A 26,089-nucleotide genomic window follows, 5' to 3' on the forward strand; every position below is an offset into this window, starting at 1 on the left:
CGCGCGCAGAGGTTTCGATGATAACGATAAGACGCTGGACCGCTGCCGCCCTTGTCCTGCTTTCGCTGGGCGCAGCGCTCATCACGCCGGGGACGGCCGCGGCCGCCGCGGATCCCGGGGCTGCCACGGCACCCGCGGCGCCCACGGTTGCGACGCCGGTCTCGATCACGAACGCCGATCTGGCCGCCCTCGCGGGCGACGATTTCGACGCCAAGGCCCAGGCGATCGATCATCTCGCGGCCGACGGCTCGCCGCAGGCCGCCGCGCTCCTCAAGGCACTGGCCGACGACTCCGCCGTGGCCGTGGGCGAGCGCATCGCCATCCAGGACGGCGACCGGTACGTCGACCCGATCACCGGCGCGACGGTCAAGGCCGACGACGCCGGCTCGCTCACGCTCAACAACGTGCTGCGCGCCAAGGTGGCCACCGCCGCCGCCGCGGGCGCCCTGCTCTCGCCCGATCGCGACGCGCGCGCCCGCGCCATCGACACGATGCTGCAAAACCCCTCGCCCGCGTTCAAGTCGCTCGTGGACAAGGCGCGCGCGAAGGAAACTGACCCGGCGCTCAAGCCGCGTCTCGACCAATTGTGGGCGCAAACCGCGCTGCACGACGCCGATCCGGCCAAGCGCCGCGAAGCCATCGACCTCATTGCCGCAGCGGGCGATCCGCAGATGCGCGACCTGTTGCTGCCGATCGTCGCAAAACAGGCCGACGGCACTTACGCCGAAAGCGACGCGAGCGTGCGCAGCGCCGCCGACATCGCACTGACGAAGCTGGCCTCGGCGCAGCGCCGCAGCGAGTTCTTCGGCACGGTGTTCGCCGGCCTGTCGCTCGGCAGCGTGCTGCTGCTCGCCGCGCTGGGGCTGGCCATCACATACGGCCTGATCGGCGTGATCAACATGGCGCACGGTGAATTCCTGATGGTGGGCGCCTATGCCACCTATGTCGTGCAGACGCTCTTTCAGCGCTTTCTGCCCGGCGCGTTCGACTGGTATCTCGTGGCCGCCGTACCGGCCGCCTTCCTCGTGGCCGCGGCACTCGGCCTCGTGCTCGAGCGCACCGTCATCAAGCATCTCTACGGCCGTCCGCTCGAGACGCTGCTCACCACCTTCGGTATCAGCCTGCTGCTGATCCAGGCGGTGCGCACGCTGTTCGGCGCGCAGAACGTCGAGGTCGTCAACCCGTCTTGGATGAGCGGCGGCATTGCCGTGCTGCCCAACCTGATGCTGCCCTACAACCGCATCGTGATTCTCGCGTTCGCGCTGGTCGTCGTGGCGCTCACGTGGTCGGTGCTCAATCTCACGCGTCTCGGCCTGTTCATCCGCGCCGTCACGCAGAACCGTTCGATGGCCGCGTGCGTCGGCGTGAAGACGGGCCGCGTCGACAGCTACGCGTTCGCCTTCGGCGCCGGCATCGCCGGTCTGGGCGGCTGCGCGCTCTCGCAGATCGGCAACGTCGGCCCGGATCTCGGGCAGAGCTACATCATCGACTCGTTCATGGCCGTGGTGCTGGGCGGCGTGGGACAGCTCGCGGGCACGATCGTGGGCGCATTCGGCCTGGGCATTGCCAACAAGCTGCTCGAGCCGGTGTGGGGCGCCGTGCTCGCGAAGATCGCCGTGCTGATCCTGATCGTGCTGTTCATCCAGAAACGCCCGCAGGGCATGTTCGCGCTCAAAGGGCGCAGCGCGGAGGCCTGAATGAAAACGCCAGACTTTCTGTGCGCGACGTCGACGCCCGATCCCGCCGCGAATCCTGCCGCAAAATCCGCTGCGAACGCCGCGAGGGACGTGGCCGCCGATGTGGCCGCCGATGTGCCCCCCGTCGCCCTCGATCTCCCCGCGCGCGCGCGCCTGCTGCCCAGGGGCGCGGCGCCCGCGCTGCTCGCCTTCGTGCTGGCCGTGCTGATCCTCGTGCCGGTCTGCGCGCTCGTGCTGCCGCCGTCGCACCCGCTGCATCTGTCGGCCTATGCGATGACGCTCGTGGGCAAGATCATGTGCTACGCCATCGCCGCGCTTGCGCTCGATCTGGTGTGGGGCTATTGCGGCATTCTCAGCCTCGGCCACGGGCTTTTCTTCGCGCTCGGCGGCTACGCGATGGGCATGTACCTGATGCGCGCCATCGGTCGCGACGGCGTATACCACAGCGATCTGCCCGACTTCATGGTGTTTCTCGACTGGAAGGAGCTGCCCTGGTACTGGAGCGGCACCGAGCACTTCGCCTGGGCGATGTTTCTCGTCGTCGCATTGCCCGGTGTCGTGGCTTGGCTCTTTGGCTATCTGGCGTTTCGCTCGCGGGTCAAGGGCGTCTACCTGTCGATCATCACGCAGGCGCTCACGTTCGCGGCCATGCTGCTGTTCTACCGCAACGAGACCGGCTTCGGCGGCAACAACGGCTTCACGGACTTCAAGCGCATCCTCGGCTATTCGATCACGTCCGCGAACACCCGCACGGCGCTCTTTCTCGTGACGTTCGCCGTCCTCGTGGGCGCGTTCGTGCTGTGTCGCGCGCTCGTCGTCTCGAAGTTCGGCCGCGTGGTCACCGCCATTCGCGACGGCGAATCGCGCGCCATGTTCCTCGGCTATCGGCCGCTCGGCTACAAGCTCTTCGTGTGGACGCTATCCGCCATGCTGTGCGGCATCGCGGGGGCGCTGTACGTGCCGCAGGTCGGCATCATCAATCCGAGCGAGATGGCGCCGGTCAACTCCATCGAGATGGCGATCTGGGTGGCCATCGGCGGGCGCGGCTCGCTCGTGGGCGCCATCGCGGGGGCGTTTCTGGTCAACGGTGCAAAGAGTTTCTTCACCGCCTACTTCGCCGAGTACTGGCTGTTCTTCCTCGGCGCGATGTTCGTGCTCGTGCCGCTGCTGCTGCCGCAGGGCGTAATCGGGCTCGTCACCCGGTATTCGCGCAAACGCGCGCACTCCGTGCGCGCGAGCGCCGAGGGCGACGCCGCTCACCCCGCCACCGGAGACCGCGCATGAACCAGTACATGACCGACATCAGCTGGCAGGAGGCCGACGCGCCCGACGCATCGGTGAGCGTGAGCGGCGACACCACCGGCATGTCGCATCTGCTCGTGCCGGGCGAGATCGACACGTCGCACGGTCTGATTCTGTATCTGGAGAACATCTGCGTCTCGTTCGACGGCTTTCGCGCGCTCAACGATCTGTCGCTGTCGATTCGCACCAACGAACTGCGCTGCATCATCGGCCCGAATGGCGCCGGCAAGACGACGATGATGGACGTGGTCACCGGCAAGACGCGGCCCGACGCCGGCCGCGCGTTCCTCGGTCAGACGCTCGACCTCTCGCGCCTTGACGAACCCGCCATTGCGCAGGCCGGCGTGGGACGCAAGTTCCAGAAACCAACGGTGTTCGAGCATCACAGCGTGTGGGAGAACCTCGAGCTCGCCTGCGCCGGCGACAAGCGCTGGTTCCACGCCCTGTGGGCGGTACTCACCTCGGCGATGCGTCACCGCATCGAGGACGTACTGGCGCTCACGCATCTCGAGCACCAGGCGCATGTGCGCGCCGGTCAGCTCTCTCACGGCCAGAAACAGCGGCTCGAGATCGGCATGCTGCTCATGCAGCAACCCCAGCTTCTGCTGCTCGACGAACCCGCCGCCGGCATGACCGACGAGGAGACGGCGCAACTGGCCGAGCTGCTCAACCGGCTGCGCGGGCAGTGTTCGATGATGGTCGTGGAACACGACATGGCGTTCGTCGCCGCGCTCGCGGGCGAAACCGGCACCGTCACGGTCATGGCCGAAGGCCGGGTGCTCGCCGAAGGCACGCTCGACGCCGTACAGCGCGACGAGCGCGTGATCGAATCGTATCTGGGACGCTGAGCATGCTCGAAATTCACGCACTCAATCAGTACTACAGCGGCAGTCATATCCTGCGCAACGTGGAGTTCACCGTGCCCGAGGCGCAGCTCACCGTGCTGCTCGGGCGCAACGGCGTGGGCAAGACCACGCTGCTCAAGTGCCTGATGGGCGTGGTGCCGGTGAAGTCGGGCAGCATTGCCTGGCGCGGCACGGCGCTCACGGCGGCGGCGCCCCACGCGCGTGTCGCGAGCGGTCTCGCGTATGTCCCGCAGGGGCGCGAGATCTTCCCGCGTCTCACCGTCGAAGAGAACCTGCTGATCGGCGCGGCGAGCCGTGCGTCACGCGAGGCCAAGCGTGGCGTGCCGGCGCACATCTACGAGCTGTTTCCGGTGCTGCGCGACATGAAGCAGCGGCGCGGCGGCGATCTGTCCGGCGGCCAACAGCAGCAGCTCGCCATCGGCCGCGCGCTGATGAGCGACCCGCAACTGCTGATCCTCGACGAGCCCACCGAAGGCATTCAGCCCTCGATCATCAAGGACATCGGCGCGACGCTGCGGCGTCTGGTCGACGAGCGCGGCATGACGGTGCTGCTCGTCGAGCAGTACTACGACTTCGCGCTGGCGCTCGCCGACCACTATCGCGTGATGAGCCGCGGCGCCATCGTGGCGAGCGGCCTCGGCAAGGACATGGAGGCCGACGGCGTGCGCCACATGGTAGCCGTGTGATGGCGCGGGACGCGCATCGCACAGCTCCCGCACCGGTCTCGCGCAGCGCGTGCTAGATTCGCGGGCATCCAACGCGCATCGATCGTCATGAATCATCCTTACGCCGCCGGCTGGCACGCCGAACTGACGCTGGGCTTCGCGCGGCGCGACGCCCGCACGGTGCTCGCCACACGCCGCCACCAGGGGCCTCTCGTCGTACAGAAGTCGCTGCATCCCGAAGGGCCGGGCATCTGCCACGCCGTCGTCGTCCATCCCCCGGGGGGTATCGCCGGCGGCGACAGCCTCGCCATCGGCATCGACGTGGGTGAGGCCGCTCACGCCGTGCTCACGACGCCGGGGGCGACGAAGTGGTACAAGTCGCAAGGCCGCAGCGGCACGCAGACCGTCTCGCTTTCCCTCCACGACGGCGCCAGGCTCGACTGGCTGCCGCTCGAGAACATCGTATTCGAGGATGCCGACGCACAGCAGCGCATTGCCGTGCGTTTGGGTGCGGGCGCCACGATCATCGGATGGGACGCCACGCTGCTCGGGCGGCAGGCCGCCGGCGAGCAATGGACGCAGGGCCGGTGGCGCTCGACCTTCGAGTTGCGCGACGCGAACGATCGCCTGCTGTGGGCCGAACAGGCGGTGCTGGGCGCCGGCGACGCGCAGCGCAACGGCGCGACCGGGCTCGCCGGATACCCCGTCTTCGCCACGCTGTGGGCCGTGGGCGACGCCTGCACGCGCGAGCTGGCGGAATCGCTCGCCGAAGGGCTGCCGTTCAACGACGACCTGCGCGCGGGCATCACTTGTTTGCCCGACAACGTACTGGTGCTGCGCGTGCTCGGTCGTGACATGGAGGCGGTGCGGCAACTGCTGATCGCCCACTGGCTCACGCTGCGCCCGATCGTCCACCGAGTGCCGGCCGAGCCGTTGCGGATCTGGGCGACCTAGGCCTGCGCGCACGGCCGGCGACATCGCGAAGCACGGCCCGTCATCCGCGCGTCTTCCGTCGGGCGCCTTGGGTGCTTCAGGCGCCCATTTTCCTTGCACCATTCTGGTGATTGGACCGCCGTGACCCGGCATCTTGCGGCGAATACCGCACCAATGCCGTGCAATTGTCCGCTCCGCGCGGACGACCGTGGCGCCCAGACGCTGGCGGCGACCGCGCCGCTTCGAGCCCTCGCGCACAACGGCGGTGCCGGGCACGGTTCGTGCTACCTCACTGTATCGACCGGTCTGACCAGATGCCGGTCGTCCAAACCGAAACGCTTCGTTCCTCCATCCGCTACCGAGGTTGCCGCCATGCTGTCGTTCCCCCGCACTGCCATCTCGCGCGAAGCCGTTGCCGCCACGCTGGGCGCGCGCGCTCGCGCCCGACGCGCCTTCACCGCGTTGATGCTCGCCGCCAGCGCGCTCGCCGCGCTTGCCATGGCAATGCCGCGCACGGCTCACGCCGACGGCCTGGATGACATCGTCAAGCGCGGCACGCTTCGTGTCGCCGTGCCGCAGGACTTCCCGCCGTTCGGCTCGATCGGCCCCGACATGAAGCCGGTCGGGTATGACATCGACACCGCCGCGCTGCTCGCCAAAGGCATGGGCGTGAAGCTCGAACTCGTGCCCGTGACGAGCGCCAACCGGGTGCCATACCTCACCACCAACAAGGCCGATCTCGTCATCTCCAGCCTGGGCAAGAACGCCGAGCGCGAGAAAGTCATCGATTTCTCCGAAGCCTATGCGCCGTTCTACAACGGTGTGTTCGGGCCGAAGGATCTGGCCGTGGCCAAGCCGGCCGACCTGTCGGGCAAGACCATCGGTGTGACGCGCGGCGCGGTGGAGGACCTGGAGCTGTCGAAAATCGCGCCGGCCGACGTGACCATCAAGCGCTTCGAGGACAACAACGGCACGATCTCGGCCTTCCTGTCGGGGCAGGTGCAGCTCGTTGCCACCGGCAACGTGGTCGCCGCCGCGATCGTGGCCAAACATCCGCCCAAGCTGCCCGAGCCGAAATTCCTCATCAAGAATTCGCCGTGCTTCGTGGGGCTCAACAAGAACGAGCCGCGCCTGCTCGCCAAGGTCAACGAGATCCTCGCCGCATCGAAGAAGGACGGCTCGCTCGGCAAGGTCTCGCAGAAGTGGCTCGGCATGCCGCTGCCGGCCGAACTCTGAGCGCCGCCGCTGCGCCGACGCATTCCGACTCACGGTCCGCTCCCGATGCACTACGTTCTCGACTTTGCCGATCTGCGGCAGTACCTGATGCTCTTCGCGCGGGGCGCCGCGCTCACGATTGCGCTTACGGCCGTCTCGACGGTGGTGGGCGTGTTCGTCGGTGCGCTATGCGCCGTCGCACGCGAGGACGGCCCGGCGTGGCTCAAGGCCATCGCGGGGCTTTACGTCGAGCTCATTCGCAACACGCCGTTCATCGTTCAGTTGTTCTTCATCTTCTTCGGCCTGCCGAGCCTCGGCATTCACATCGACGAGATGAGCGCCGCCATCGTCGCCATGAGCGTGAACCTCGGCGCCTACGCGACGGAGATCATTCGTGCGGGCATGCGCGCCGTGCCGCGCGGCCTGTCCGAAGCGGGGCAGTCGCTGGCGATGAGCCGGGCGCAGATTTTGCGGCACGTGATTCTGCCGCAGGCCTTCGCCAAGGTGTTCCCGGCGCTCGCCAGTCAGATCGTGATCGTGATGCTCGGCTCGGCCGTCGTCTCGCAGATCTCCGTGCCCGATCTGTCGTATGCCGCGAACTTCGTGCAGTCGCGCACGTTCCGCGCTTTCGAGAGCTATCTGATCGTGACCGCGCTGTATCTGCTGCTGGCCATTGCGCTGCGCCGCGTGCTGATGCGCGGCGCGCGGCGCCTGTTTCGCGGCATGGCCAAGGCAGGCGCACGATGATCGAGTTCACGCTCTGGGACATGCTGCGCGGGCTGCTGATCGCCGGGCGCTGGACGCTGGCGCTCTCGGCCATCGCCTTCGTCTGCGGCGCGCTCGTGGCGCTGGTGCTGCTCGTCGTGCGCGTCGGGCGCGTATCGTGGGCAGCGCGTGCGGTCGCCCTCTATATCGAGGTATTCCAGGGAACGCCGCTGCTCATGCAGCTATTCCTCGTCTTCTTCGGCCTGCCGCTGCTCGGGCTCGAAGTGTCGCCGTGGGTCGCTGCCGCCGTGTGCCTCACGTTGTACACGAGCGCCTATCTGACGGAAATCTGGCGGGGTTGCGTCGACGCCGTCCCGCACGGCCAATGGGAGGCGTCGTCGAGCCTGGCCATGCGTTACGGCGAACAGTTGCGGCACGTGATTCTGCCGCAGGCGTTGCGCATTGCCATCGCGCCCACGGTCGGCTTCTCGGTCCAGGTGGTCAAGAGCACGGCGCTCGCTTCGATTATCGGCTTCGACGAACTCACCAAGACCGGCACCATGCTCACCAACGCGACGTTCCAGCCGTTCACGGTGTACGGCCTCGTTGCCCTGCTCTACTTCGCTGCCTGCTACCCGCTGTCGCTCTGGGCGCGTCGTCTCGAAAGGAAACTCCATCATGTCGCTCATTGAAGTCAGGGGCATGCAAAAGCGCTTTGGCGAGAACCCGGTGCTCAAGGGCATCGACATGGACGTCGAGCGCGGTCAGGTCGTGTCGATCATCGGCAAGAGCGGCTCGGGCAAGAGCACGCTGCTGCGAACGCTCAACGGACTGGAGCGCTTCGACGCGGGCAGCGTGGCCGTCGACGGCGTCCACGTCGGGGCGCGCGACACCGATCTGCGCGCGCTGCGCCTGAAGGTCGGCATGGTGTTCCAGCAATACAACCTGTTCCCGCATCTGTCGGCCGGCGAGAACGTGATGCTCGCGCAGAGGGTGGTCAAGAAGACGCCGGCCGCCGACGCCCGCGAGACGGCGCGCGCCATGCTCGCCAAGGTGGGACTTGCCGACAGGTTCGACAGCTACCCGTCGCAGCTCTCCGGCGGCCAGCAGCAGCGTGTGGCGATTGCGCGCTCGCTCGCGATGGCCCCGGCCGTGCTGCTGTGCGACGAAATCACCTCGGCGCTCGACCCCGAGCTGGTGGCCGAAGTGCTCAAGGTGCTCGAGGACCTGGCGGCAGAAGGCATGACGCTGATCCTCGTCACGCACGAGATGCCCTTTGCGCGTCACGTGTCCGATCGCGTGGTGTTCATGCACCAGGGCAGGATCTGGGAATCCGGCGAGCCGGAACAGCTCTTCACGCGGCCGGCGACGCCGGAACTGCAGCGATTCATCCGTCAATGATGCCGGCCCTGCCGAAGCCCCATTTGCCCTGACATTCGCTCTCCTACGATGAAGCTCACTCCACGCGAAAAAGACAAATTGCTCATCTTCACCGCCGCGCTGCTCGCCGAACGACGGCGCGCCCGCGGCCTGAAGCTGAACTACCCCGAGGCCGTGGCCTTCATCAGCGCCGCGCTCATGGAGGCCGCGCGCGATGGCCGCACGGTTGCCGAGCTCATGCACTACGGCACTACGCTGCTCACGCGCGACGACGTCATGGAAGGGGTGCCCGAAATGATTCCCGACATCCAGGTGGAGGCGACGTTCCCCGATGGCACCAAGCTCGTCACCGTGCATCACCCCATCCCGTGAAGGCGCTGCATGAGCGACACGCTTCGCGGTGATTTACCGGATTCGCGTTATTCCATTCGTCGTCGACAACTACAGATCAAGGACGTCTCATGTCAGCAAACCGCCCCCCGAGCACTCGCACTTTTGCCGCGACTTCGCCGGCATCTTCCACGCCTCGTTGCCCGAACCTCCCCTTCGGCCGCTTTGGCGCGGCCGCCGCACCGCGCCGCCTGGTGCGCACCGCGACGGGCCTGGCGCTGCTAGCGGCGTCCGGCGTCGCGCTCGCGCATCCGGGGCATCCGGGACATGACGCGGCCAGCAGCTTCGCGGCCGGCGTATTCCACCCGCTCACGGGCCTGGATCACCTGTGCGCGATGATCGTCGTCGGCCTGTGGAGCGCGCTGACGTCGCGCCGGGTCTGGCTCGCGCCGATCGCATTCGTCGCCATGCTCGCCGTCGGCGGCCTGCTCGGCATGTCGCACGCCTTCGCGCTGCCCGGGGTGGAGCCCATGATTGCCGTCTCGCTGCTGGTGCTCGGCCTGATGCTGACCACGCGCGCGACGCTGCCCGGCTGGGCGGGCGCCGCGGTCGTGGGCGCGTTTGCCGTCTTTCATGGTTTCACCCACGGCGCCGAACTGCCCGACGAAGCGAGTGCGCTGCACTACATGGCCGGCTTCCTGCTCGCGACGGGCATGCTCCACGGCGCGGGCATCGCGGCCGGCATGGCGCTGCGTCACCGCACCGCATGGCTGCCGCGCGCGCTGGGCGCCGGTGTCCTGGCCTACGGCGTGTCGTTGCTGGCCGTGGCAAGCTGAGCGGCGGGCGTCGTGACAAACGATCCGTTGTCGTTCCGCTGTCATTCCGTCGTCATTCCGTCGTCTTGGCGCACCACCGCCCACTGGAGACATTGATGATTCCCGGCGAACTGCTGCCCGCTGCGGGCGAGATCACGCTTAACGCGGGGCGACCGACGATCAGCGTCACCGTCGCCAATACGGGCGACCGGCCGATTCAGGTCGGCTCGCATTTTCATTTCTACGAGGTCAACGACGCCCTGCAGTTCGACCGCGAGGCCGCGCGTGGCTTCCGGCTGAACATCGCCGCCGGCACCGCGGTGCGCTTCGAGCCAGGGCAGCAACGCACGGTCGAACTCGTGGCGCTGGCGGGGGATCGCCGCGTCTATGGATTTGCCGGCCGGGTGATGGGGGCGCTATGAAGATTTCACGCCGCGCTTACGCGGAAATGTTCGGGCCCACGACGGGCGACCGTCTGCGGCTCGCCGACACGGAGCTGATCGTCGAGATCGAACGCGACTACACGGTGTACGGCGAAGAGGTGAAGTTCGGCGGCGGCAAGGTCATCCGTGACGGCATGGGCCAGTCGCAGCGCACGCGTGCGGACGTCGTCGACACCGTCATCACCAACGCCGTGATCATCGATCACTGGGGCATCGTCAAGGCGGACATCGGGCTCAAGGACGGCCGCATCTGGGGTATCGGCAAGGCCGGCAATCCGGACATCCAGCCCGGCGTCACCATCGCGCTCGGCGGCGCGACGGAGGTGATCGCCGGCGAGGGCATGATCGTCACTGCCGGCGGCATCGACTCGCACATCCACTTCATCTGCCCGCAACAGATCGAGGAGGCGCTCTCGTCCGGCGTGACCACGCTGCTCGGCGGCGGCACCGGTCCGGCGACGGGCACGAACGCCACGACCTGCACGCCCGGTCCGTGGCATCTCGAGCGCATGCTGCAAGCGGCCGACGGCTGGCCGATCAATCTCGGCTTTCTCGGCAAGGGCAACGTCAGCCAGCTCGCCCCCCTCACCGAGCAGATCGAGGCGGGCGCCATCGGCCTGAAGCTGCACGAGGACTGGGGGTCCACGCCCGCGGCCATCGACGCCTGCCTGACCGTGGCCGACGCGACCGACACGCAGGTTGCCATCCATACCGACACGCTCAACGAAGGCGGCTTCGTGGAAGCCACGGTCGCGGCCATCAGGGGCCGAACGATCCATACGTATCACACCGAGGGCGCCGGGGGCGGTCACGCGCCGGATATCCTGAAAGTGTGCGGCGAAGCGAACGTGCTGCCGTCGTCCACCAACCCGACGCGCCCTTACACCGTCAACACGCTCGACGAGCACCTCGACATGCTGATGGTCTGCCATCACCTCGATCCTGCCATTGCGGAGGACATCGCGTTCGCCGAGTCGCGCATCCGGCGCGAGACGATCGCCGCCGAGGACATCCTGCACGATCTCGGCGCGCTGTCGATGATCTCGTCGGACTCGCAGGCGATGGGCCGGGTCGGCGAAGTCGTCATGCGCACCTGGCAGACCGCCCACAAGATGAAGGTGCAGCGCGGCGCGCTCGGCACGGACACGGCGCAGGCGGACAACTTCCGCGTCAAGCGGTACGTGGCGAAGTACACCATCAACCCGGCGATCACTCACGGCATGGCGCACGAAATCGGCTCGGTCGAGGTCGGCAAGTGGGCCGATCTCGTGCTGTGGGAACCGGCATTCTTCGGCGTCAAGCCGTCACTGATTCTCAAGGGCGGCATGATCGCGTCGGCGCTCATGGGAGACCCGAACGCCTCGATCCCAACGCCCCAGCCGGTGCATTACCGCGAGATGTTCGGCGCGCGCGCCGGCGCGCTCGCGCGCACGTCTCTCACGTTCGTATCGCAGGCAGCTTACGAAGGCGACGTGGCTGGCCGCTATGGGCTGTCCAAGCGCATCGTGCCGGTGCGCGATATCCGGCGGGTGACCAAGGCCGACATGATCCATAACGACTGGCTGCCGCACATCAGCGTCGACCCCGAGACCTATCAGGTCATCGCCGACGGTCAGTTGCTCACGTGCGAGCCCGCGACCGTGCTGCCGATGGCACAACGCTACTTCCTGTTCTGACCCATGCCACAAGTCTGCGAATCGCCCGGCTCGTCGGGCTCGTCCACCCCATCGGCCCAGTCGGCGCAGTCGGCGCAGTCGGCCCAGTTGGCCACGGCGCTCACATCGGCCACGCTGCGCCGCGTCGAGAAGCGTCTCGACGCGGGCACCCTCGCCGCGCCACTCGTGCGTCGCGCGCCCGCGCTCGTGCTGCCCTTCGACGCGCGCAGCAAGAGCCGGCTGCGCGCCACGTTGGCCACCGGCGAGGAGGTGGCGCTCTTTCTGCCGCGCGGCACAGTGCTGCGCGGCGGCGACGTACTCGTGGCCGACGACGGCGGCCTCATTCGTGTGGAGGCCGCCCCCGAGACGGTGCTGCTCGTGAGCGCCGCCACCCCGCTCGCGCTGACGCGCGCGGCATACCACCTTGGCAACCGGCATACGCCGGTGGAAGTCGGCGACGGCTATCTCAAGCTCGAATACGACCCGGTGCTGCGCGACATGCTGCTGCGGCTCGACGTCGACGTGGCCGAAGCGCTCATGCCGTTCGAGCCCGAAGCCGGCGCATACGGCGGCGGGCACAAGCACGGCCACGACGCCACCTTCGCCGAAGACTTCGCGCTCGCGCAACAGGTGTTCCGCGAACACCATGGACACGATCACGCGCATGACCACGGGCATGTCCACGGGCCCGGCTGCGCGCATCACCATTCGCACGCGCCGGCGGGTGCCGTCGACACCCGCGCGCACGCCGCCGTGAGCCCGTCCGATGACAGCCAGTCTGGCCAGTCCGCTCGCTGAGCCGGTGACGGCGGCGTCACTGCAGTCGCTCGCCGCGCTGCTGCATCTCGCTTCGCCCGCGTTGCCCATCGGCGCCTTCAGCTACTCGCAGGGGCTGGAAGCCGCCGTGGAGCACGGCATGATTCACGACGCCGCGAGCGCCGAGCAATGGATCGCCAGCCAGTTGAACGGCGTCTTCACCACGGGCGAGCTGGCGCTGCTCGCCAGGCAATGGCGGCATTGGCAAGCAGGCGACCCGGCGGCCCTCGCGCGGGTAAACGACTGGCTGCTCGCCACACGCGAGGCCGCCGAGCTTCGCGCCGAGACCGAGCAGATGGGCTGGTCGCTCACGCAACTCGCCTTGTCGCTCGAATGGGGTGCCCCGCAGCAACGCGCGGTGCTGTCCTCGTTGCGTCCCGTCGCGTTGCCGACAGCCTTCGCTTTCGCCGCGCTCACGCACGGCGCGCCGCTGGCCGACACGCTCGTGGCCTATGCGTTCAGCTGGCTCGAGAATCAGGTGGCCGGCGCGCTAAAGGCCGTGCCGCTGGGCCAATTGGCGGCGCAGCGCGTAATCGTCGCCCTGCGCACGCGTGTCGTCGACGCCGCGCACCGCGCCGCATCGCTGCGCGACGATCAGGTCAATACGTTTTCGCCGGCGCTCGCCATTCTCGCGTCACGTCACGAGACGCAGTACTCGCGCCTCTTTCGTTCCTAGGTGCCTAGGCTCCCAGGCTCGCAGGCATGCGCCGCGCCCCCTCCACCCCTTACTTCATCGCCAATACGACATCTGCCATGACGACAACCGTGAACGCCCGTCGTACCAAGAAGAACCCGCCGCTGCGTGTCGGCATCGGCGGGCCCGTCGGCTCGGGCAAGACGACGCTGACCGAAATGCTCTGCAAGGCCATGCGCGAGCGCTACGATCTCGTCGTCATCACCAACGACATCTACACGAAAGAAGATCAGCGACTGCTCACGGTGGCCGGCGCGCTGGAGCCGGAACGCATTCTCGGCGTGGAGACCGGCGGCTGCCCGCACACGGCGATTCGCGAAGACGCGTCGATCAACCTGGAGGCCGTGGAGCGCATGCTCGAGCGCTTTCCCGACGCCGACGTCGTTTTCATCGAATCCGGCGGCGACAACCTCGCCGCCACGTTCAGCCCGGAGCTCTCTGACCTGACGATCTACGTGATCGACGTTGCCGGCGGCGAGAAGATCCCGCGCAAAGGGGGGCCCGGCATCACCAAGTCCGACCTGCTCGTGATCAACAAGACGGATCTGGCGCCCTACGTCGGCGCGTCGCTCGACATCATGCGATCGGATACGCAGAAGATGCGTGGCATGCGGCCGTTCGTCATGGGCAATATGAAGGAAGGCAAGGGGCTTCAGGAGATCATCGGCTTCATCGAAGCGCGCGGGATGTTGGCTTGAGACACTGAGCGGCGCGGGCCGTGCCGGGCGCTGAATCGGTCGATTCGCGAGAAAGGCGCCCCCGAACGCCCCTCACCCCGAACGGCCCCATACCCGGAGGGGCGCGCCCGTTCCTCGCCTTAGCGCTGCGTCACCGAAAACCCATGTTCGCGCAGCAACTGCAGCACGCCGTGAGGGCCGCCCAGGTGCAGTGTGCCGATGGCGACGAAGACCGGTTTGCCCGGATCGGCCAGGAAGAGCATGCGCGCAAGAAAGCGTCGGTTGCGCGAGTAGAGAATGCGCTCGTCGATGGCGTCGGCCAGCGCCGCGTTGCGCCGCACCTGCGCCGCCTTGCTCTGCGACCAGTCGAACACGAGTTCCGCGTCGCCCGCGCGCCACAGCCGATGCAGCTCTTCGACCTGCGCCGTCGCGGTCTTCGGGCTCAGCACCAGCTCCTGCGCAAGCAGCTCGTTTTGCTGGGCCGCGCTCAGGCCGGTAAAGGCGTCCATCTGCTCGGCCAGCGACTCCAGGCCGACGATGCGCCCGCGGTAGATGTTCTCCAGTTGGTTCTCGGTGCCGTATTCGGTCTGCAGGTCGGCGCCCATCGAATCGAGCGTCTCGACGAGCAGCGCCGCCAGCCACGGCCGCATGTGGCGAATCTCGGCCAGCATCGCCGGATTGCCCTTGAGCCGGTCGCGCAGCTTGCGCCACAGCGGCGCGGGAATCAGCCGCGGCAGGCACGCCCGCGTACACATGCCGTACTTCTGAACGTCGTCCTGCGACATCGTCAGGTCGTCCGGCGAGAGCTCGAACGCCACCACCTTCGATACGCGCAGCGCGTCGACCACGACCTTGCGGAACGGGTAGTCGTCGGGCTTGCCTACATGGAGCGTGCCCATGACGTAGAGGGTCATGTCGCCCTTGCGGGCCTCATAGAACGGGAGATTGGCGCCCGGCGGCGATTCGCCAGGCTCGGGAACCACCAGCGGCAGCGCACGCGCCGCGATGGCGCGCGGGGTCACGGTCGATGCCGCGTCCAGCGTGACGGCCAGCGTCATCAGCAGGCAACCGAGCAACCAGCCGGTCAATGCAACGCCCCGACGCACATGCGTGGCGCGTGGTGGTCCACCCAATCTTGTCATCCCTCAATGTCTTCCACCCGATGGCACGCCACCAGACGTCCCTCGAGCTTGCGCAGTTGCGGCACTTCCTCACGACACCGGTCGATGGCATACGGGCAGCGCGGCGCAAACGCACACCCCGGCGGCGGCCGCAGCGGCGAGGGCAGCTCGCCGATCAGCGGAATCTTCACGCGCCGCTCCGACGCCTTGATGGCCGGCGTGGCCGACATCAGCGCCTTGGTGTACGGATGCAGCGGCTTGCCGAACACGGCGGCCTTGGGACCGTGTTCGACCGCGCGGCCGAGATACATCACCATGACGTCATCCGCCACATGCTCGACCACGGCGAGATTATGCGACACGAATACGTAACTCGTCGCGTACCGGTCCTGCAAATCCATGAAAAGATTCAGGATCTGTGCCTGAATTGAGACATCCAGGGCGGAAACCGGCTCGTCGGCGACCACGATTGCCGGCGACAGGATCATCGCCCGGGCAATCGCCACGCGCTGGCGCTGCCCGCCCGAGAACATGTGCGGATAGCGTGCCACGTGCTCGGGCCGCAGGCCGACGGTGCGCATCATCGCTTCGATTTTCTCGCCCCGCTCCACGCGGCTGAGCGACGTGTTGATCGCCAGCGGCTCGTCGAGCGCTTGTCCCACGGTCTTGCGCGGATTGAGCGACGCATACGGATTCTGGAACACCATCTGGATGTGCGTGCGCAGCGCCGCGAGTCCACCCGCCGAGGCGCCCGTGGTCTCGGTCGCGTCGATGGCGAGTGTGCCGGACGTCGGGGGCTCGATCAATGTCAGCACCCGGGCCAGCGTCGATTTGCCGCACCCCGACTCGCCCACCACCGCGAGCGTGCGCCCCGCGGCAAGCTCGAACGACACGCCGTTGAGCGCCTTGACGCTCACCTGAGCGCGCAGCAAACCGCGGTTCACCGTGTAAAAACGCTTCAGATCGTGCGCGGCCAGCACGATGCGGCTGGCGTCGCGCGCCGCCTCGCCGACATCGGGGCCTTGCGGCGCGGCCGGGGGCGTTGCGAAAACGGTTTCACTCATTGCGCCCCTCCCATCGACTGATGATCCGCCGCGACATGCGGCAGCGGCTTGAAGCACCGCACCAGCGGTGCGCCCGTCGCCGTCGGCCCCGTATAGGGATCGAGCGACGGCTGCGCCGTGCGGCAATGGTCGTCGGCATAGGGACAGCGGGGCGAGAGCAGGCAACCGGCGGGACGGTCGTCGCGCCCCGGCACCACGCCGGGCAGCGTGCGCAGTCGACGCACACCGCGGTTGTGTTCGGGAATCGCCGAGAGCAGCGCTTCCGTGTAGGGATGGTGCGGCGCATCGAAAAGCGCGGGCACCTGCTGGACCTCGATCACCTGCCCGGCGTACATCACCGCCACCCGGTGCGCGACTTCGGCCACGACCGCCAGATCGTGCGAAATCAGCACCAGCGCCATGCCGTGCTCCTTCTGCAGTTGCAGCAGCAGCGCCATGATCTGCGCCTGGATGGTGACGTCGAGCGCCGTGGTCGGTTCGTCGGCGATCAGCAGCTTCGGGCGACAGGCGATCGCCATTGCGATCATCACGCGCTGGTTCATGCCGCCGGAGAGCTGATGCGGATAGGCGCCGAGCCGGTTGGCCGCATCGGGAATCTCGACCTGCTCGAGCAGCTCCACGATGCGATCGCGCAGCGCCCGGCCACGCAGCCCCATGTGCCGACGCAGCACCTCGCCGATCTGATAGCCGATGGTGTAGCTCGGGTTCAGGCTCGTGAGCGCGTCCTGGAAAATCATCGAGACGTCGCGTCCGACGATGTTGCGCCGCTCGCGGGCGCTCGCATGCAGCAAGTCGCGCCCGTCGAAGCGGACTTCGTCGGCACGCACGCGCCCCGGCGCGTCGATGAGCCCCATGAGCGCGAGCATCGTCACGCTCTTGCCGGAACCGGATTCGCCGACCACGCCGAGAATCTCGCCCTGGCCGACGTCGAGGTCGATGGCCTCGACCGCGCGCGCGCCGTCGAAGTCGACCGAGAGATTGCGAATGGAGAGCAGACTCATGCGATTCGTTTCAGTTTGGGGTCGAGCGCGTCGCGCAGGCCGTCGCCGACCAGATTGATGGCGAGCACCGAAATGACGATCGCAAGTCCCGGCAGCGTCACGATCCACCAGGCACTTTCCATGTAGTCGCGCGCCGAGGCGAGCATCGAGCCCCACTCGGCGAGCGGCGGCTGCACGCCCAGGCCGAGGAAGCCGAGCGCCGCCGCGTCGAGAATCGCGACCGAGAAGCTCAGCGTGGCCTGCACGATGAGCGGCGCCGCGCAGTTCGGCAGCACCGTGGAGAACATCAGGCGCAACGTACCGGCGCCGGCCATGCGCGACGCGACCACGTACTCCCGCTGCAATTCGCCGATGGCCGCCGCGCGCGTGAGGCGCACATAGGCCGGCAGCGTGACGATGGCGATCGCGATGGTCGTATTGGCAAGGCCCGGGCCGATCACCGCGACCACCGCCACGGCGAGCAGCAGCGACGGCAACGCCATCATCATGTCCATCAGGCGCATGATCGGGGTGTCGAGCCAGCGTGGAAAAAACGCCGCGAGCAGCCCGAGCAGAATGCCCGGGATGAGCGAGAGCACGACCGACGACAGACCGATCCAGAACGACAGGCGCGCGCCGTGGATCAGACGCGAGAGGATGTCGCGCCCGGCTTCGTCGGTGCCGAGCGGGAATTGCCGGCTGCCGCCGTCGAACCACGCCGGCGGCACTTTCACGTAATCGCGATATTGCTCGATGGGGCTGTGCGGGGCGAGCACCGGCGCGAAAATCGCCGCCACGAACATCAACAACAAGACGATGGCCGCCACCGTGGCGCCACGGTTGGCGGTGAAGCTGCGCAGAAACTCCCGCACGAGGCGCGCGCGCGGCGTGGCGGCGACCGCGGCAGGAGGCGGCAGCGTTGCAGGCGTATCACTCATGGTGACCTCCTTCAGTGCCGGATGCGCGGGTTGACGACGCCGTAAAGCACGTCGACCAGCAGGTTGACGAGAATCACGCCCGTCGCGATGAGCAGGATGCCGCCCTGCACCACCGGATAGTCGCGTCGCAGGATGGCGTCGATGAGCCACTTGCCGATACCGGGCCACGAGAACACGTTCTCGGTGAGCACCGCGCCGGCGAGCAGCGTGCCGACCTGCAAACCGATGACGGTGATGACCGGAATCAGCGCATTGCGCAGCGCATGCACCAGGATCACCCGCCAGGGCGAGAGCCCCTTCGCGCGGGCCGTGCGGATGTAGTCTTCGCGCAGCACTTCGAGCATGGCCGAGCGCGTCATGCGCGCGATCACCGCGAGCGGCACGGTGCCCAGCACGATGGTCGGCAGGACCAGATGACTCACGGCGGACGCGAACGCCCCCTCGTCGCCCGAGAGCAGCGTGTCGATGAGCATGAAGCCGGTCACGTTCGGCACGTCGTACTCCACGCCGATGCGCCCGGAGACGGGCGTCCATTGCAAGTCCACCGAGAACAGCATGATGAGCAGCAAGCCCCACCAGAAGATGGGCATCGAATAGCCGGTGAGCGCGGCCCCCATGGTGGTGTGGTCGAGCATCTTGCCCCGCCGCAGCGAAGCGGCCACGCCGGCGGGCAGGCCGACGACGAGCGCGAAGATCATGGCGCACAGCGCCAGTTCCAGCGTGGCGGGAAAACGGGCGAAGAACTCGTGCAGCACGCCTTCGTTGGTCACGATGGAGCGCCCGAGGTCGCCCTGCGCGGCGTGCTTCAGGTAGACGAAATACTGCGTAGTGAGCGGTTGATCGAGTCCCAGCCGCTTCATCGCTTCGGCGTGCATGACGGGATCGAGGTTGCGCTCGCCCACCAGCACTTCGATCGGATCGCCGGGAATGAGGTGAATGAGCGCGAATGCCAGGACGGTGATGCCGATGAAAGTCGGGATCACCATGCCCAGCCGTCTCAGGACGAATCTCAGCATAGGGGGTTCCGTGGGCCGTGCGCGCCGTCCCGTGCCCGGCGGGAGAACGGGCGGCGCCGTGCCGCGTTGATCAGTTGCAGAGGGCGTACCGTCTTCGGTCTGCCGCCTTGTTACCGCCGCCGGACACGGCGCGGCGGCCATGTCCGGCAGCATGAGTCGCCGGTGGGCACCGGCGCGCACGCATCACCGTCGACGCCGGTCATCCTGCGCGGCTCAGTCCAGCGACACCCCGGCGAAGCTGTTGCGGCTGAACGGACTCAGCTTGAAGCCCTGCACGTTCTTGGCCATCGGCTTGTATTGCGTGGAGTGTGCGATGGGCGAGAACGGCAGTTGCTGGGCGAAGATTTCCTGCGCCTGCGTGTAGAGCTTCGTGCGTGCGGCCACGTCCGTGGTCTGGCGCGCCTGCTTGATGAGGTCGTCGAACGGCTTGTAGCACCACTTCGAGAAGTTGTTGCCGTTGATCGAATCGCAGCCGAGCAGCACGCCGAGCCAGTTGTCGGGGTCGCCGTTGTCGCCCGTCCAGCCAATGAGCAGCGCGTCGTGCTCGCCGGCCTTCGCACGCTTGATGTACTCGCCCCACTCATAGGTGACGATGTTGGCCTTCACGCCGATCTTGGCCCAGTCGGCCTGGATCATCTCGGCCATGAGCTTGCCGTTGGGGTTGTACGGACGTTGCACCGGCATGGCCCACAGCGTCAGTTCGACGTTCTTCACCCCGGCCTTCTCGAGCAGCGCCCTGGCCTTTTCCGGGTCATAGCCGGCCGCCTTGATGTTCTTGTCGTAGGACCACTGCGTCGGCGGCATCGGCGCGCCGTTCGACAGTTGTCCCGCCGAGCCGTAGACCGATTCGAGGATGGCCTTCTTGTTGATCGCCATGTCGAGCGCCTGGCGCACTTCCAGACGATCGAGCGGCTTTTTCTGCACGTTGTACGCCACGTAGCCGAGGTTGAAGCCGACCTGATCGGGCATCTTGAGCTTCGATGCACCGCCCTGCGCCTTGATCTCGGCCTTGAGCGCGTCGACGTCCGCCGGACGCGGATAGGTCGCGACCTGGCATTCGCCGCGCCTGAGCTTCTGGATGCGGACGTTCGCGTCAGTCGTGATCGCGAAGATCAGCTTGCCGACCTTGGGCGGCAGTTGCGTGTTCCAGTACTCCTTGTTGCCGTCCAGGCGCAGCGTGGCGTCCTTCGTGTAGCTGCGGAAGATGAAGGGACCCGTGCCAACCGGCTTGAGCGCGATGTCGCGCGGATTGTTCGCCGCGAGCAGCTTGTCCGCGTATTCCTTCGACAGGATCGACGCGAACGACATGGCCAGGTTCTGGATGAGCGGTGCGTCGACCTTCTTGAGCACGAAGCGCACCGTGTACGGATCGACGATCTCGATGCGGTCGATGTCAGCCTGCAGGCCCATGTCGACGAAGTACGGGAATTCGGCCGGATAGGCCTTGCGGAACGGCATTTCGCGATCGCCCATGCGATCGAAGGTGAACTTCACGTCCTCGGCGTTGAAGTCGCGCGTCGGCTTGAAGTATTCGGTGGTGTGGAACTTCACGCCCTTGCGCAGGTAGAACGTGTAGACCTTGCTGTCGGGCGAGATCTCCCACTTCTCCGCCAGCGAGGGCATCACGCCCGTCTCGCCCGGGACGAAGGCAATGAGACGGTTGTAGATGGCGTCGGCCGGATCGAAGTCCGTGCCAGTAGTCAATTGTCCCGGATCGAAACCGGCCGGGCTGCCCTCGGAGCAGTACACGAGGGTCTTGTTGGGGAGCTCGACGGCTACGGCGGGCGGGATCACCGCCGCGCCGGTCAGCAGGGTTGCAGCCAAAAGCAAACGCAGGGTGTGGGTTCGTTTCATAGGCTCCTCGGGATCTTGTGTGACGCCCGGCAACGGTCCGTCGCCGAGCCCACGGGGGATATTACTGAAGCTTACCCGGCGCAACAACACGCCAAATCCCTAGCAATCCGCGTATTTGTGGCGTTTTTGATTAGGAAACCACTTAATTTTTATCAGGATTGACTTCCGAACCACCCTATCGTTGGCAAACGATTGCGCGGCGCCCCTCAGAGGCCGAGACGCTGCCACATGGCCTTGGTGGCCGAGGCCGCATTGAGCGTATAGAAATGCAGACCGGGCGCGCCGCCGGCGAGCAGGCGTTCGCACAATGCGCTCACCACGTCCAGACCGAACGCGCGGATCGATTCGCGGTCGTCGCCGAACCCTTCCAGACGCTTGGCAATCCAGCGCGGCACTTCGGCGCCACACATCTCCGAAAAACGCATCATCTGCGAGTAGTTCGTGATCGGCATGATGCCCGGCACGATCGGCACGTTCACGCCGAGGCGGCTGGCGTCGTCCACGAAGCGGAAATAGGCGTCGGCGTTGAAGAAATATTGCGTGATCGCGGCGTTCGCGCCGGCCTTGACCTTGTTGGCGAAGTGCTCGAGATCCAGGCGCGGTGATTTCGCCTGCGGATGGTATTCCGGATAGGCCGCCACTTCGATGTGGAACCAGTCGCCCGTCTCGGCGCGAATGAACTCGACGAGCTCCGACGCGTAGCGGAATTCGCCGATCTCGCCCATGCCCGAGGGCAGATCGCCGCGCAGCGCGACGATGTGGCGGATGCCGTGCTGCTGGTACGTCGAGAGAATTGCGCGGATGTTCTCGCGCGTCGAGCCCACGCACGACAGATGCGGGGCGGCCTCCACGCCTTCGCGCTGGATCTCGACGACCGTATCGAGCGTGCCCTGCTGGGTAGAGCCGCCCGCACCGAACGTCACCGAGACGAACTTCGGGCCGAGCGGGAATAGTTGCTGGCGCGTGGCGCGCAGCTTCTGCGCGCCTTCGGCGGTCTTGGGCGGGAAGAATTCGAAACTGAAGGAAGGTTGCGTCATGATCGTTGTCTTTTCTGGGGAGCGTTCATGCCGCATGCCTGGCATGCACGAAGAACTCCCGGTTGCCGTCGCCGCCGGCAATGGGGCTGTCGAGCCATGCGGCCACCGTCAGCCCCAAGCCCTCGCAGGCGGCGCGGATCCTTGTCTCCACTTGCGCATATTGCGCGGCGTCGCGCACGAGGCCACCGCGGCCGATGTGCTCGCGTCCCACTTCGAACTGCGGCTTGACCAGCATCAGCAGATCGCCGTTCGCCGCCAGCAGCGGCACCAGCGCAGGCAGCACCAGCGTGAGCGAGATGAACGACACGTCGCCCACGATCAGGTCGAAGCCGCTCGCCGGCACACGCGCGATCGCCGGCGGCGTTTCGCCGGCGGCCGACGCGAGCGCCGCCAGCCGTTCGTCGAGCATCTCGCGCGACAGATGCCGCGCATTGACGCCTTCGAGCGACACGAGCCGCGCCTCGCCGGCCAGCCGCTGATGCAACTGCCCATGGCCGACGTCGACCCCGAGGACCTGCGCCGCACCGCCCTGCAGCAGGCAGTCGGCGAAGCCGCCGGTCGACAGTCCCACGTCGAGCGCCACGCGCCCGGCGACGCCGAGGCCCGTCCGGGCCAACGCCCCGGCCAGCTTCAGCCCGCCGCGCGAGACGTAGCGATCCTCGCCGGGCCGTCCGTCGGCCGCCGCACGCACTTCGATGCCCTCGTCGTCCGCCACGATCTGGCTGGCCTTCTTGAGCGCCGTGTCGGTGCCGGCGTAATACACGCGTCCGGCATCGATCAGACGTTGCGCGGCGGTGCGTGAAGCGGCCAGTCCTCTCGAGACGAGCGCCTGATCGGCACGAAGAGCTTGCGACATGACGACGGAATTCCTGCGAAAAGCGCTCGACGATGGGGCGTGGACGCGCGTCGAAATTACACGTTGGTCGCGCGCTCGCCGAAGACCAGCGCCGACAGAATCCAGGAAATCAGGCTGTACAGGAGCGAGCCGAACAGCGCCGCCCAGAAGCCCGAGACTTCAAAACCCTTCACGACATGCGAAGCCAGCCAGAACAGCAAGGCGTTGATCACGAAGATGAACAGACCGAGCGTGAGCACCGTGACCGGCAGCGTGAGCACGACGAGCAGCGGGCGAAGAAACGCGTTGATCAGGCCAAGCACGATCGCGACGATCAGCGCCGTCCCAATGCCCTTGAGCTGAACGCCGGACACGATATACGGCAAGACGAGAAGCGCAATGGCGTTGATGAGCCAAATCAGCAGCAGACGCATGGCAAGCTCCGATGAACGAGCCGGTGCGGGACCAAAGTCCCGGCACCGGCGGTAAGAAAGACTTCCGCGGCACGCGCGGCACGCCGGGCACTCCAACGCGCGCGGCGGCAACCTGCGACGTCGCGCGCGACCCTGCTGTCATGCCGCCCTGCCGCCACCACGCTGCGGCCCCTGCCGACGCCGCGCACCGCTGCGTGCGACGTCCCGGCCGGCAGCGGCGGCGATCAGTAGCGATAGTGCGCCGGCTTGAACGGACCGTTCTTGTCGACGCTGATGTACTTCGCCTGCTCGTCGGTCAGCACGGTCAGCTCGGCGCCGATGCGGCCCAGGTGCAGCCGCGCGACCTTCTCGTCCAGGTGCTTCGGCAGCACATACACGCTGTTCTTGTACTTGGCGCCGTGCACGAACAGCTCGATCTGCGCGAGCGTCTGGTTGGTGAACGAGTTGCTCATCACGAACGACGGGTGGCCCGTGGCGCAGCCCAGGTTCACGAGGCGGCCCTCGGCGAGCAGGATGATGCGCTTGCCGTCCGGGAAGATGATGTGATCGACCTGCGGCTTGATGTTCTCCCACTGGTATTTGCGGGTCGACGCCACGTTGATTTCCGAGTCGAAGTGGCCGATGTTGCACACGATCGCCTGATGCTTCATCGCGAGCATGTGGTCGTGATCGATCACGTGGTAGTTGCCCGTGGCGGTCACGAAGATGTCGGCCTTGTCGGCGGCGTACTCCATGGTCACCACGCGATAGCCTTCCATGGCGGCCTGCAGCGCGCAGATCGGATCGATTTCCGTGACCCACACCGTGGCGCCCAGACCGCGCAGGCTCTGCGCGCAGCCCTTGCCCACGTCACCGTAGCCGGCCACCACCGCGATCTTGCCGGCAATCATCACGTCCGTGGCGCGCTTGATGCCGTCGACGAGCGACTCGCGGCAGCCGTACAGGTTGTCGAACTTCGACTTGGTGACCGAGTCGTTCACGTTGATGGCCGGGAACGGCAGCGTGCCGTCCTTCTCCATCTGGTACAGACGATGCACGCCGGTGGTGGTCTCTTCGGTCACGCCCTTGATCTGCGACAGGCGCTTGCTGTACCACTGCGGGTCGACTTCGAGGTGGCGCTTGATCGACGCGTACAGCGCCACCTCTTCCTCGTTGGTCGGGTTGGCCACGACCGAGATGTCCTTCTCGGCCTTGCTGCCCAGGATCAGCAGCAGCGTGGCGTCGCCGCCGTCGTCGAGAATCATGTTGGCGAACTGGCCGTTCGGCCACTCGAAGATGCGATGGCTGTATTCCCAGTATTCGTCGAGCGATTCGCCCTTGAAGGCGAACACCGGAATGCCGGCCGCGGCGATGGCGGCCGCGGCGTGATCCTGCGTCGAGAAGATGTTGCACGACGCCCAGCGCACTTCGGCGCCCAGCGCCACGAGCGTCTCGATGAGCACGCCGGTCTGGATGGTCATGTGCAGCGAACCGGCAATGCGCGCGCCCTTGAGCGGCTGGCTCGCCTTGAACTCCTCGCGTGTGGCCATCAGGCCGGGCATTTCGCTCTCGGCGATGGTGAGCTCTTTACGGCCCCAGGCGGCGAGATGGATATCGGCTACGTGGAAATCGGAGAATTTCGAATCGACTACGGCGTTCATCACGCCTCCTTTCTCTAAAGTCTAGATAGTTGGGACGTGAGCGCCGTTCTTGCAGCCCACGCGCCAGACTACCCGGGGTGAACCGGCGGCCGGCGGGGCCAATGGGAAGGATCTTGAGCCTGGCAGCACTTCGGCTGTCGCAACGCTCCTCAAGACCCCGGCATTGTAGCAAAAGTGATGCGCGGTGTCGGCGCAGGGGCGACGCGCGAAGGGTTATTCTTCAGAACGGCAGATGGGTGAGCAGCGGCGCGGCGAACACCATGAGAATGCCGTTGATCATCATGACGAGGCTGGCCACCACGCCCTCCTCGCTGCCGATCTGGCGCGCCTTGGCGGTGCCGAAACCGTGCGCCCCGGCGCCGAACGGCGCGCCGCGCGCCATGCGCGTGCGTAACGGCAGCCAGGACAGCAGCGCCTCGCCGAGCAACATGCCGACGAAGCCCGTGATGATGACGAACAGCCCCACCAGATCGCGCGAGCCGCCAACCTTGTCCGACACGGCCAGCGCGAACGGCGTCGAAATCGAACGCGCGAGCAGGCTGCGCGCCATCTCGGGCGGTAGCTCGAACAGGCGCGCGAGCAGGTACGAACTGCCGACGGCCACGATCATCGCCACGAGCACCCCGACGCTCAGCGCAAAGGCATGACGGCGGATGATGTCGCGATGCTCGTAGATCGGCACGGCGAACGCGATCGTCGTAGGCCCGAGCAGCCACACGAGCCAGCGCGAATCGGAAATGTAGGTCGCGTAGGAGATGTCGCCGCCCACCATCACCGCGATGAGCAGCAACGGCGCGAGGATCGCCGGGCCGAGCCAGACCTTGCCGAAGCGCGCATGGAGGCGCTTCGACACGTAATAGAACACGACCGTGAGAACGAGCAGCAGGAGCGCCGTATGATTCATGGCAATACCCGACAGGCGTTAGAAGCGAACAAGGCAAAGGGCGCGGACGAAACCGCGCAGACGGCGGCCAGTG

At 66.8% G+C, this 26,089-nt stretch carries 27 protein-coding genes and 1 riboswitch; of the genes, 16 read left to right on the top strand and 11 right to left on the bottom strand.

The window, feature by feature from the left end; genetic code table 11:
- Positions 1 to 17: 17 nt before the first annotated feature.
- From urtB to ureG, 16 genes are all read left to right on the top strand, one after another.
- On the top strand, positions 18 to 1,697 hold the full coding sequence (gene urtB, locus CDN36_RS08115) for an urea ABC transporter permease subunit UrtB (RefSeq protein ID WP_287496453.1): 1,680 nt from the start codon (positions 18 to 20) through the stop codon (positions 1,695 to 1,697).
- Positions 1,698 to 2,981 (top strand): urea ABC transporter permease subunit UrtC, encoded by a 1,284-nt coding sequence (urtC, locus tag CDN36_RS08120; protein WP_287496454.1) that lies wholly within the window; start codon positions 1,698 to 1,700, stop codon positions 2,979 to 2,981. It begins immediately after the preceding gene.
- 8 nt (positions 2,982 to 2,989) lie between these two features.
- A complete protein-coding gene (gene urtD / locus CDN36_RS08125; RefSeq protein ID WP_150554181.1) occupies positions 2,990 to 3,847 on the top strand; it encodes an urea ABC transporter ATP-binding protein UrtD in 858 nt (285 codons plus the stop codon).
- Between the two features lie 2 nt (positions 3,848 to 3,849).
- Positions 3,850 to 4,551 carry an urea ABC transporter ATP-binding subunit UrtE gene (urtE, locus tag CDN36_RS08130; protein WP_150554056.1) on the top strand — a complete coding sequence of 234 codons (702 nt, stop codon included), beginning with the start codon at positions 3,850 to 3,852 and terminating at the stop codon, positions 4,549 to 4,551.
- Positions 4,552 to 4,638: 87 nt separating this feature from the next.
- Positions 4,639 to 5,484, top strand: a complete 846-nt coding sequence (locus CDN36_RS08135) for an urease accessory protein UreD (RefSeq protein WP_287496455.1) — start codon at positions 4,639 to 4,641, stop codon at positions 5,482 to 5,484.
- Between the two features lie 444 nt (positions 5,485 to 5,928).
- Positions 5,929 to 6,699 (top strand): transporter substrate-binding domain-containing protein, encoded by a 771-nt coding sequence (locus CDN36_RS08140; RefSeq protein ID WP_241014092.1) that lies wholly within the window; start codon positions 5,929 to 5,931, stop codon positions 6,697 to 6,699.
- Positions 6,700 to 6,744: 45 nt separating this feature from the next.
- Positions 6,745 to 7,425, top strand: a complete 681-nt coding sequence (locus tag CDN36_RS08145; RefSeq protein WP_287496456.1) for an amino acid ABC transporter permease — start codon at positions 6,745 to 6,747, stop codon at positions 7,423 to 7,425.
- The gene (locus CDN36_RS08150; protein WP_150554060.1) at positions 7,422 to 8,075 is read left to right on the top strand and encodes an amino acid ABC transporter permease; all 654 of its coding nucleotides are present in this window, start codon (positions 7,422 to 7,424) and stop codon (positions 8,073 to 8,075) included. The genes CDN36_RS08145 and CDN36_RS08150 overlap by 4 nt, the downstream gene beginning before the upstream one ends.
- Positions 8,062 to 8,784: an amino acid ABC transporter ATP-binding protein gene (locus CDN36_RS08155; protein WP_287496457.1), complete on the top strand. Its 723-nt coding sequence runs from the start codon at positions 8,062 to 8,064 to the stop codon at positions 8,782 to 8,784. Before CDN36_RS08150 ends, CDN36_RS08155 begins: the two co-directional genes overlap by 14 nt.
- 48 nt (positions 8,785 to 8,832) lie before the next feature.
- Positions 8,833 to 9,135, top strand: coding sequence for an urease subunit gamma (gene ureA / locus CDN36_RS08160; protein ID WP_150554062.1), 303 nt, complete (start codon positions 8,833 to 8,835; stop codon positions 9,133 to 9,135).
- 212 nt (positions 9,136 to 9,347) lie between these two features.
- Positions 9,348 to 9,929 (top strand): HupE/UreJ family protein, encoded by a 582-nt coding sequence (locus CDN36_RS08165; RefSeq protein ID WP_287496458.1) that lies wholly within the window; start codon positions 9,348 to 9,350, stop codon positions 9,927 to 9,929.
- A 95-nt stretch (positions 9,930 to 10,024) separates the two neighbouring features.
- Positions 10,025 to 10,330: an urease subunit beta gene (locus CDN36_RS08170; RefSeq protein WP_150554064.1), complete on the top strand. Its 306-nt coding sequence runs from the start codon at positions 10,025 to 10,027 to the stop codon at positions 10,328 to 10,330.
- Entirely contained in the window at positions 10,327 to 12,027 is a 1,701-nt protein-coding gene (gene ureC, locus CDN36_RS08175; RefSeq protein WP_287496459.1) for an urease subunit alpha, read from the top strand. The genes CDN36_RS08170 and ureC overlap by 4 nt, the downstream gene beginning before the upstream one ends.
- A gap of 3 nt (positions 12,028 to 12,030) precedes the next feature.
- Positions 12,031 to 12,804, top strand: coding sequence for an urease accessory protein UreE (gene ureE, locus CDN36_RS08180; protein WP_502920348.1), 774 nt, complete (start codon positions 12,031 to 12,033; stop codon positions 12,802 to 12,804).
- Complete coding sequence (locus tag CDN36_RS08185) at positions 12,773 to 13,498, top strand: urease accessory protein UreF (protein WP_287496460.1); 726 nt, start codon at positions 12,773 to 12,775, stop codon at positions 13,496 to 13,498. The genes ureE and CDN36_RS08185 overlap by 32 nt, the downstream gene beginning before the upstream one ends.
- A gap of 89 nt (positions 13,499 to 13,587) precedes the next feature.
- On the top strand, positions 13,588 to 14,214 hold the full coding sequence (ureG, locus tag CDN36_RS08190; RefSeq protein ID WP_174966253.1) for an urease accessory protein UreG: 627 nt from the start codon (positions 13,588 to 13,590) through the stop codon (positions 14,212 to 14,214).
- Positions 14,215 to 14,333: 119 nt separating this feature from the next.
- On the opposite strand, the gene CDN36_RS08195 is transcribed toward ureG, so the two are convergent.
- From CDN36_RS08195 to CDN36_RS08245, 11 genes are all read right to left on the bottom strand, one after another.
- Positions 14,334 to 15,299: a TraB/GumN family protein gene (locus CDN36_RS08195; RefSeq protein ID WP_150554183.1), complete on the bottom strand. Its 966-nt coding sequence runs from the start codon at positions 15,297 to 15,299 to the stop codon at positions 14,334 to 14,336.
- Between the two features lie 32 nt (positions 15,300 to 15,331).
- A complete protein-coding gene (locus CDN36_RS08200; protein ID WP_287496461.1) occupies positions 15,332 to 16,378 on the bottom strand; it encodes a peptide ABC transporter ATP-binding protein in 1,047 nt (348 codons plus the stop codon).
- A complete protein-coding gene (locus CDN36_RS08205; protein ID WP_150554068.1) occupies positions 16,375 to 17,379 on the bottom strand; it encodes an ABC transporter ATP-binding protein in 1,005 nt (334 codons plus the stop codon). Before CDN36_RS08205 ends, CDN36_RS08200 begins: the two co-directional genes overlap by 4 nt.
- A complete protein-coding gene (locus CDN36_RS08210; RefSeq protein WP_150554069.1) occupies positions 17,376 to 18,296 on the bottom strand; it encodes an ABC transporter permease subunit in 921 nt (306 codons plus the stop codon). The genes CDN36_RS08205 and CDN36_RS08210 overlap by 4 nt, the downstream gene beginning before the upstream one ends.
- Positions 18,297 to 18,307: 11 nt before the next feature.
- Complete coding sequence (locus CDN36_RS08215) at positions 18,308 to 19,312, bottom strand: ABC transporter permease subunit (protein WP_287496462.1); 1,005 nt, start codon at positions 19,310 to 19,312, stop codon at positions 18,308 to 18,310.
- A gap of 213 nt (positions 19,313 to 19,525) precedes the next feature.
- Positions 19,526 to 21,166, bottom strand: coding sequence for an ABC transporter substrate-binding protein (locus CDN36_RS08220; RefSeq protein ID WP_150554071.1), 1,641 nt, complete (start codon positions 21,164 to 21,166; stop codon positions 19,526 to 19,528).
- 206 nt (positions 21,167 to 21,372) lie between these two features.
- Positions 21,373 to 22,203, bottom strand: coding sequence for a methylenetetrahydrofolate reductase [NAD(P)H] (gene metF, locus CDN36_RS08225; protein ID WP_150554072.1), 831 nt, complete (start codon positions 22,201 to 22,203; stop codon positions 21,373 to 21,375).
- Between the two features lie 25 nt (positions 22,204 to 22,228).
- The gene (locus CDN36_RS08230) at positions 22,229 to 23,059 is read right to left on the bottom strand and encodes a TlyA family RNA methyltransferase (protein ID WP_150554073.1); all 831 of its coding nucleotides are present in this window, start codon (positions 23,057 to 23,059) and stop codon (positions 22,229 to 22,231) included.
- 56 nt (positions 23,060 to 23,115) lie between these two features.
- Positions 23,116 to 23,472 (bottom strand): phage holin family protein, encoded by a 357-nt coding sequence (locus tag CDN36_RS08235; protein WP_150554074.1) that lies wholly within the window; start codon positions 23,470 to 23,472, stop codon positions 23,116 to 23,118.
- Between the two features lie 224 nt (positions 23,473 to 23,696).
- Positions 23,697 to 25,112 (bottom strand): adenosylhomocysteinase, encoded by a 1,416-nt coding sequence (gene ahcY, locus CDN36_RS08240; RefSeq protein WP_150554075.1) that lies wholly within the window; start codon positions 25,110 to 25,112, stop codon positions 23,697 to 23,699.
- Positions 25,113 to 25,143: 31 nt separating this feature from the next.
- Positions 25,144 to 25,269, bottom strand: a riboswitch (S-adenosyl-L-homocysteine riboswitch).
- A gap of 63 nt (positions 25,270 to 25,332) precedes the next feature.
- Positions 25,333 to 26,016 (bottom strand): LrgB family protein, encoded by a 684-nt coding sequence (locus tag CDN36_RS08245; protein ID WP_150554076.1) that lies wholly within the window; start codon positions 26,014 to 26,016, stop codon positions 25,333 to 25,335.
- Positions 26,017 to 26,089 lie beyond the last annotated feature (73 nt).

The organism is Pandoraea sp. CB10b_02 (assembly GCF_002216225.1).
Classification (GTDB): domain Bacteria; phylum Pseudomonadota; class Gammaproteobacteria; order Burkholderiales; family Burkholderiaceae; genus Pandoraea; species Pandoraea nosoerga.

Excerpts from the sequence above, each read along its gene's own strand:
- ureC (WP_287496459.1), top strand. The coding sequence starts at position 10,327 with ATGAAGATTTCACGCCGCGCTTACGCGGAAATGTTCGGGCCCACGACG.
- ahcY (WP_150554075.1), bottom strand. The coding sequence starts at position 25,112 with ATGAACGCCGTAGTCGATTCGAAATTCTCCGATTTCCACGTAGCCGAT.
- CDN36_RS08170 (WP_150554064.1), top strand. The coding sequence starts at position 10,025 with ATGATTCCCGGCGAACTGCTGCCCGCTGCGGGCGAGATCACGCTTAAC.
- CDN36_RS08215 (WP_287496462.1), bottom strand. The coding sequence starts at position 19,312 with ATGCTGAGATTCGTCCTGAGACGGCTGGGCATGGTGATCCCGACTTTC.
- ureE (WP_502920348.1), top strand. The coding sequence starts at position 12,031 with ATGCCACAAGTCTGCGAATCGCCCGGCTCGTCGGGCTCGTCCACCCCA.
- CDN36_RS08220 (WP_150554071.1), bottom strand. The coding sequence starts at position 21,166 with ATGAAACGAACCCACACCCTGCGTTTGCTTTTGGCTGCAACCCTGCTG.
- CDN36_RS08210 (WP_150554069.1), bottom strand. The coding sequence starts at position 18,296 with ATGAGTGATACGCCTGCAACGCTGCCGCCTCCTGCCGCGGTCGCCGCC.
- CDN36_RS08245 (WP_150554076.1), bottom strand. The coding sequence starts at position 26,016 with ATGAATCATACGGCGCTCCTGCTGCTCGTTCTCACGGTCGTGTTCTAT.
- CDN36_RS08150 (WP_150554060.1), top strand. The coding sequence starts at position 7,422 with ATGATCGAGTTCACGCTCTGGGACATGCTGCGCGGGCTGCTGATCGCC.
- urtE (WP_150554056.1), top strand. The coding sequence starts at position 3,850 with ATGCTCGAAATTCACGCACTCAATCAGTACTACAGCGGCAGTCATATC.
- CDN36_RS08140 (WP_241014092.1), top strand. The coding sequence starts at position 5,929 with ATGCTCGCCGCCAGCGCGCTCGCCGCGCTTGCCATGGCAATGCCGCGC.
- CDN36_RS08205 (WP_150554068.1), bottom strand. The coding sequence starts at position 17,379 with ATGAGTCTGCTCTCCATTCGCAATCTCTCGGTCGACTTCGACGGCGCG.
- ureA (WP_150554062.1), top strand. The coding sequence starts at position 8,833 with ATGAAGCTCACTCCACGCGAAAAAGACAAATTGCTCATCTTCACCGCC.
- urtB (WP_287496453.1), top strand. The coding sequence starts at position 18 with ATGATAACGATAAGACGCTGGACCGCTGCCGCCCTTGTCCTGCTTTCG.
- CDN36_RS08235 (WP_150554074.1), bottom strand. The coding sequence starts at position 23,472 with ATGCGTCTGCTGCTGATTTGGCTCATCAACGCCATTGCGCTTCTCGTC.
- CDN36_RS08230 (WP_150554073.1), bottom strand. The coding sequence starts at position 23,059 with ATGTCGCAAGCTCTTCGTGCCGATCAGGCGCTCGTCTCGAGAGGACTG.
- CDN36_RS08155 (WP_287496457.1), top strand. The coding sequence starts at position 8,062 with ATGTCGCTCATTGAAGTCAGGGGCATGCAAAAGCGCTTTGGCGAGAAC.
- urtD (WP_150554181.1), top strand. The coding sequence starts at position 2,990 with ATGACCGACATCAGCTGGCAGGAGGCCGACGCGCCCGACGCATCGGTG.
- CDN36_RS08185 (WP_287496460.1), top strand. The coding sequence starts at position 12,773 with ATGACAGCCAGTCTGGCCAGTCCGCTCGCTGAGCCGGTGACGGCGGCG.
- CDN36_RS08135 (WP_287496455.1), top strand. The coding sequence starts at position 4,639 with ATGAATCATCCTTACGCCGCCGGCTGGCACGCCGAACTGACGCTGGGC.
- metF (WP_150554072.1), bottom strand. The coding sequence starts at position 22,203 with ATGACGCAACCTTCCTTCAGTTTCGAATTCTTCCCGCCCAAGACCGCC.
- CDN36_RS08200 (WP_287496461.1), bottom strand. The coding sequence starts at position 16,378 with ATGAGTGAAACCGTTTTCGCAACGCCCCCGGCCGCGCCGCAAGGCCCC.
- CDN36_RS08145 (WP_287496456.1), top strand. The coding sequence starts at position 6,745 with ATGCACTACGTTCTCGACTTTGCCGATCTGCGGCAGTACCTGATGCTC.
- urtC (WP_287496454.1), top strand. The coding sequence starts at position 1,698 with ATGAAAACGCCAGACTTTCTGTGCGCGACGTCGACGCCCGATCCCGCC.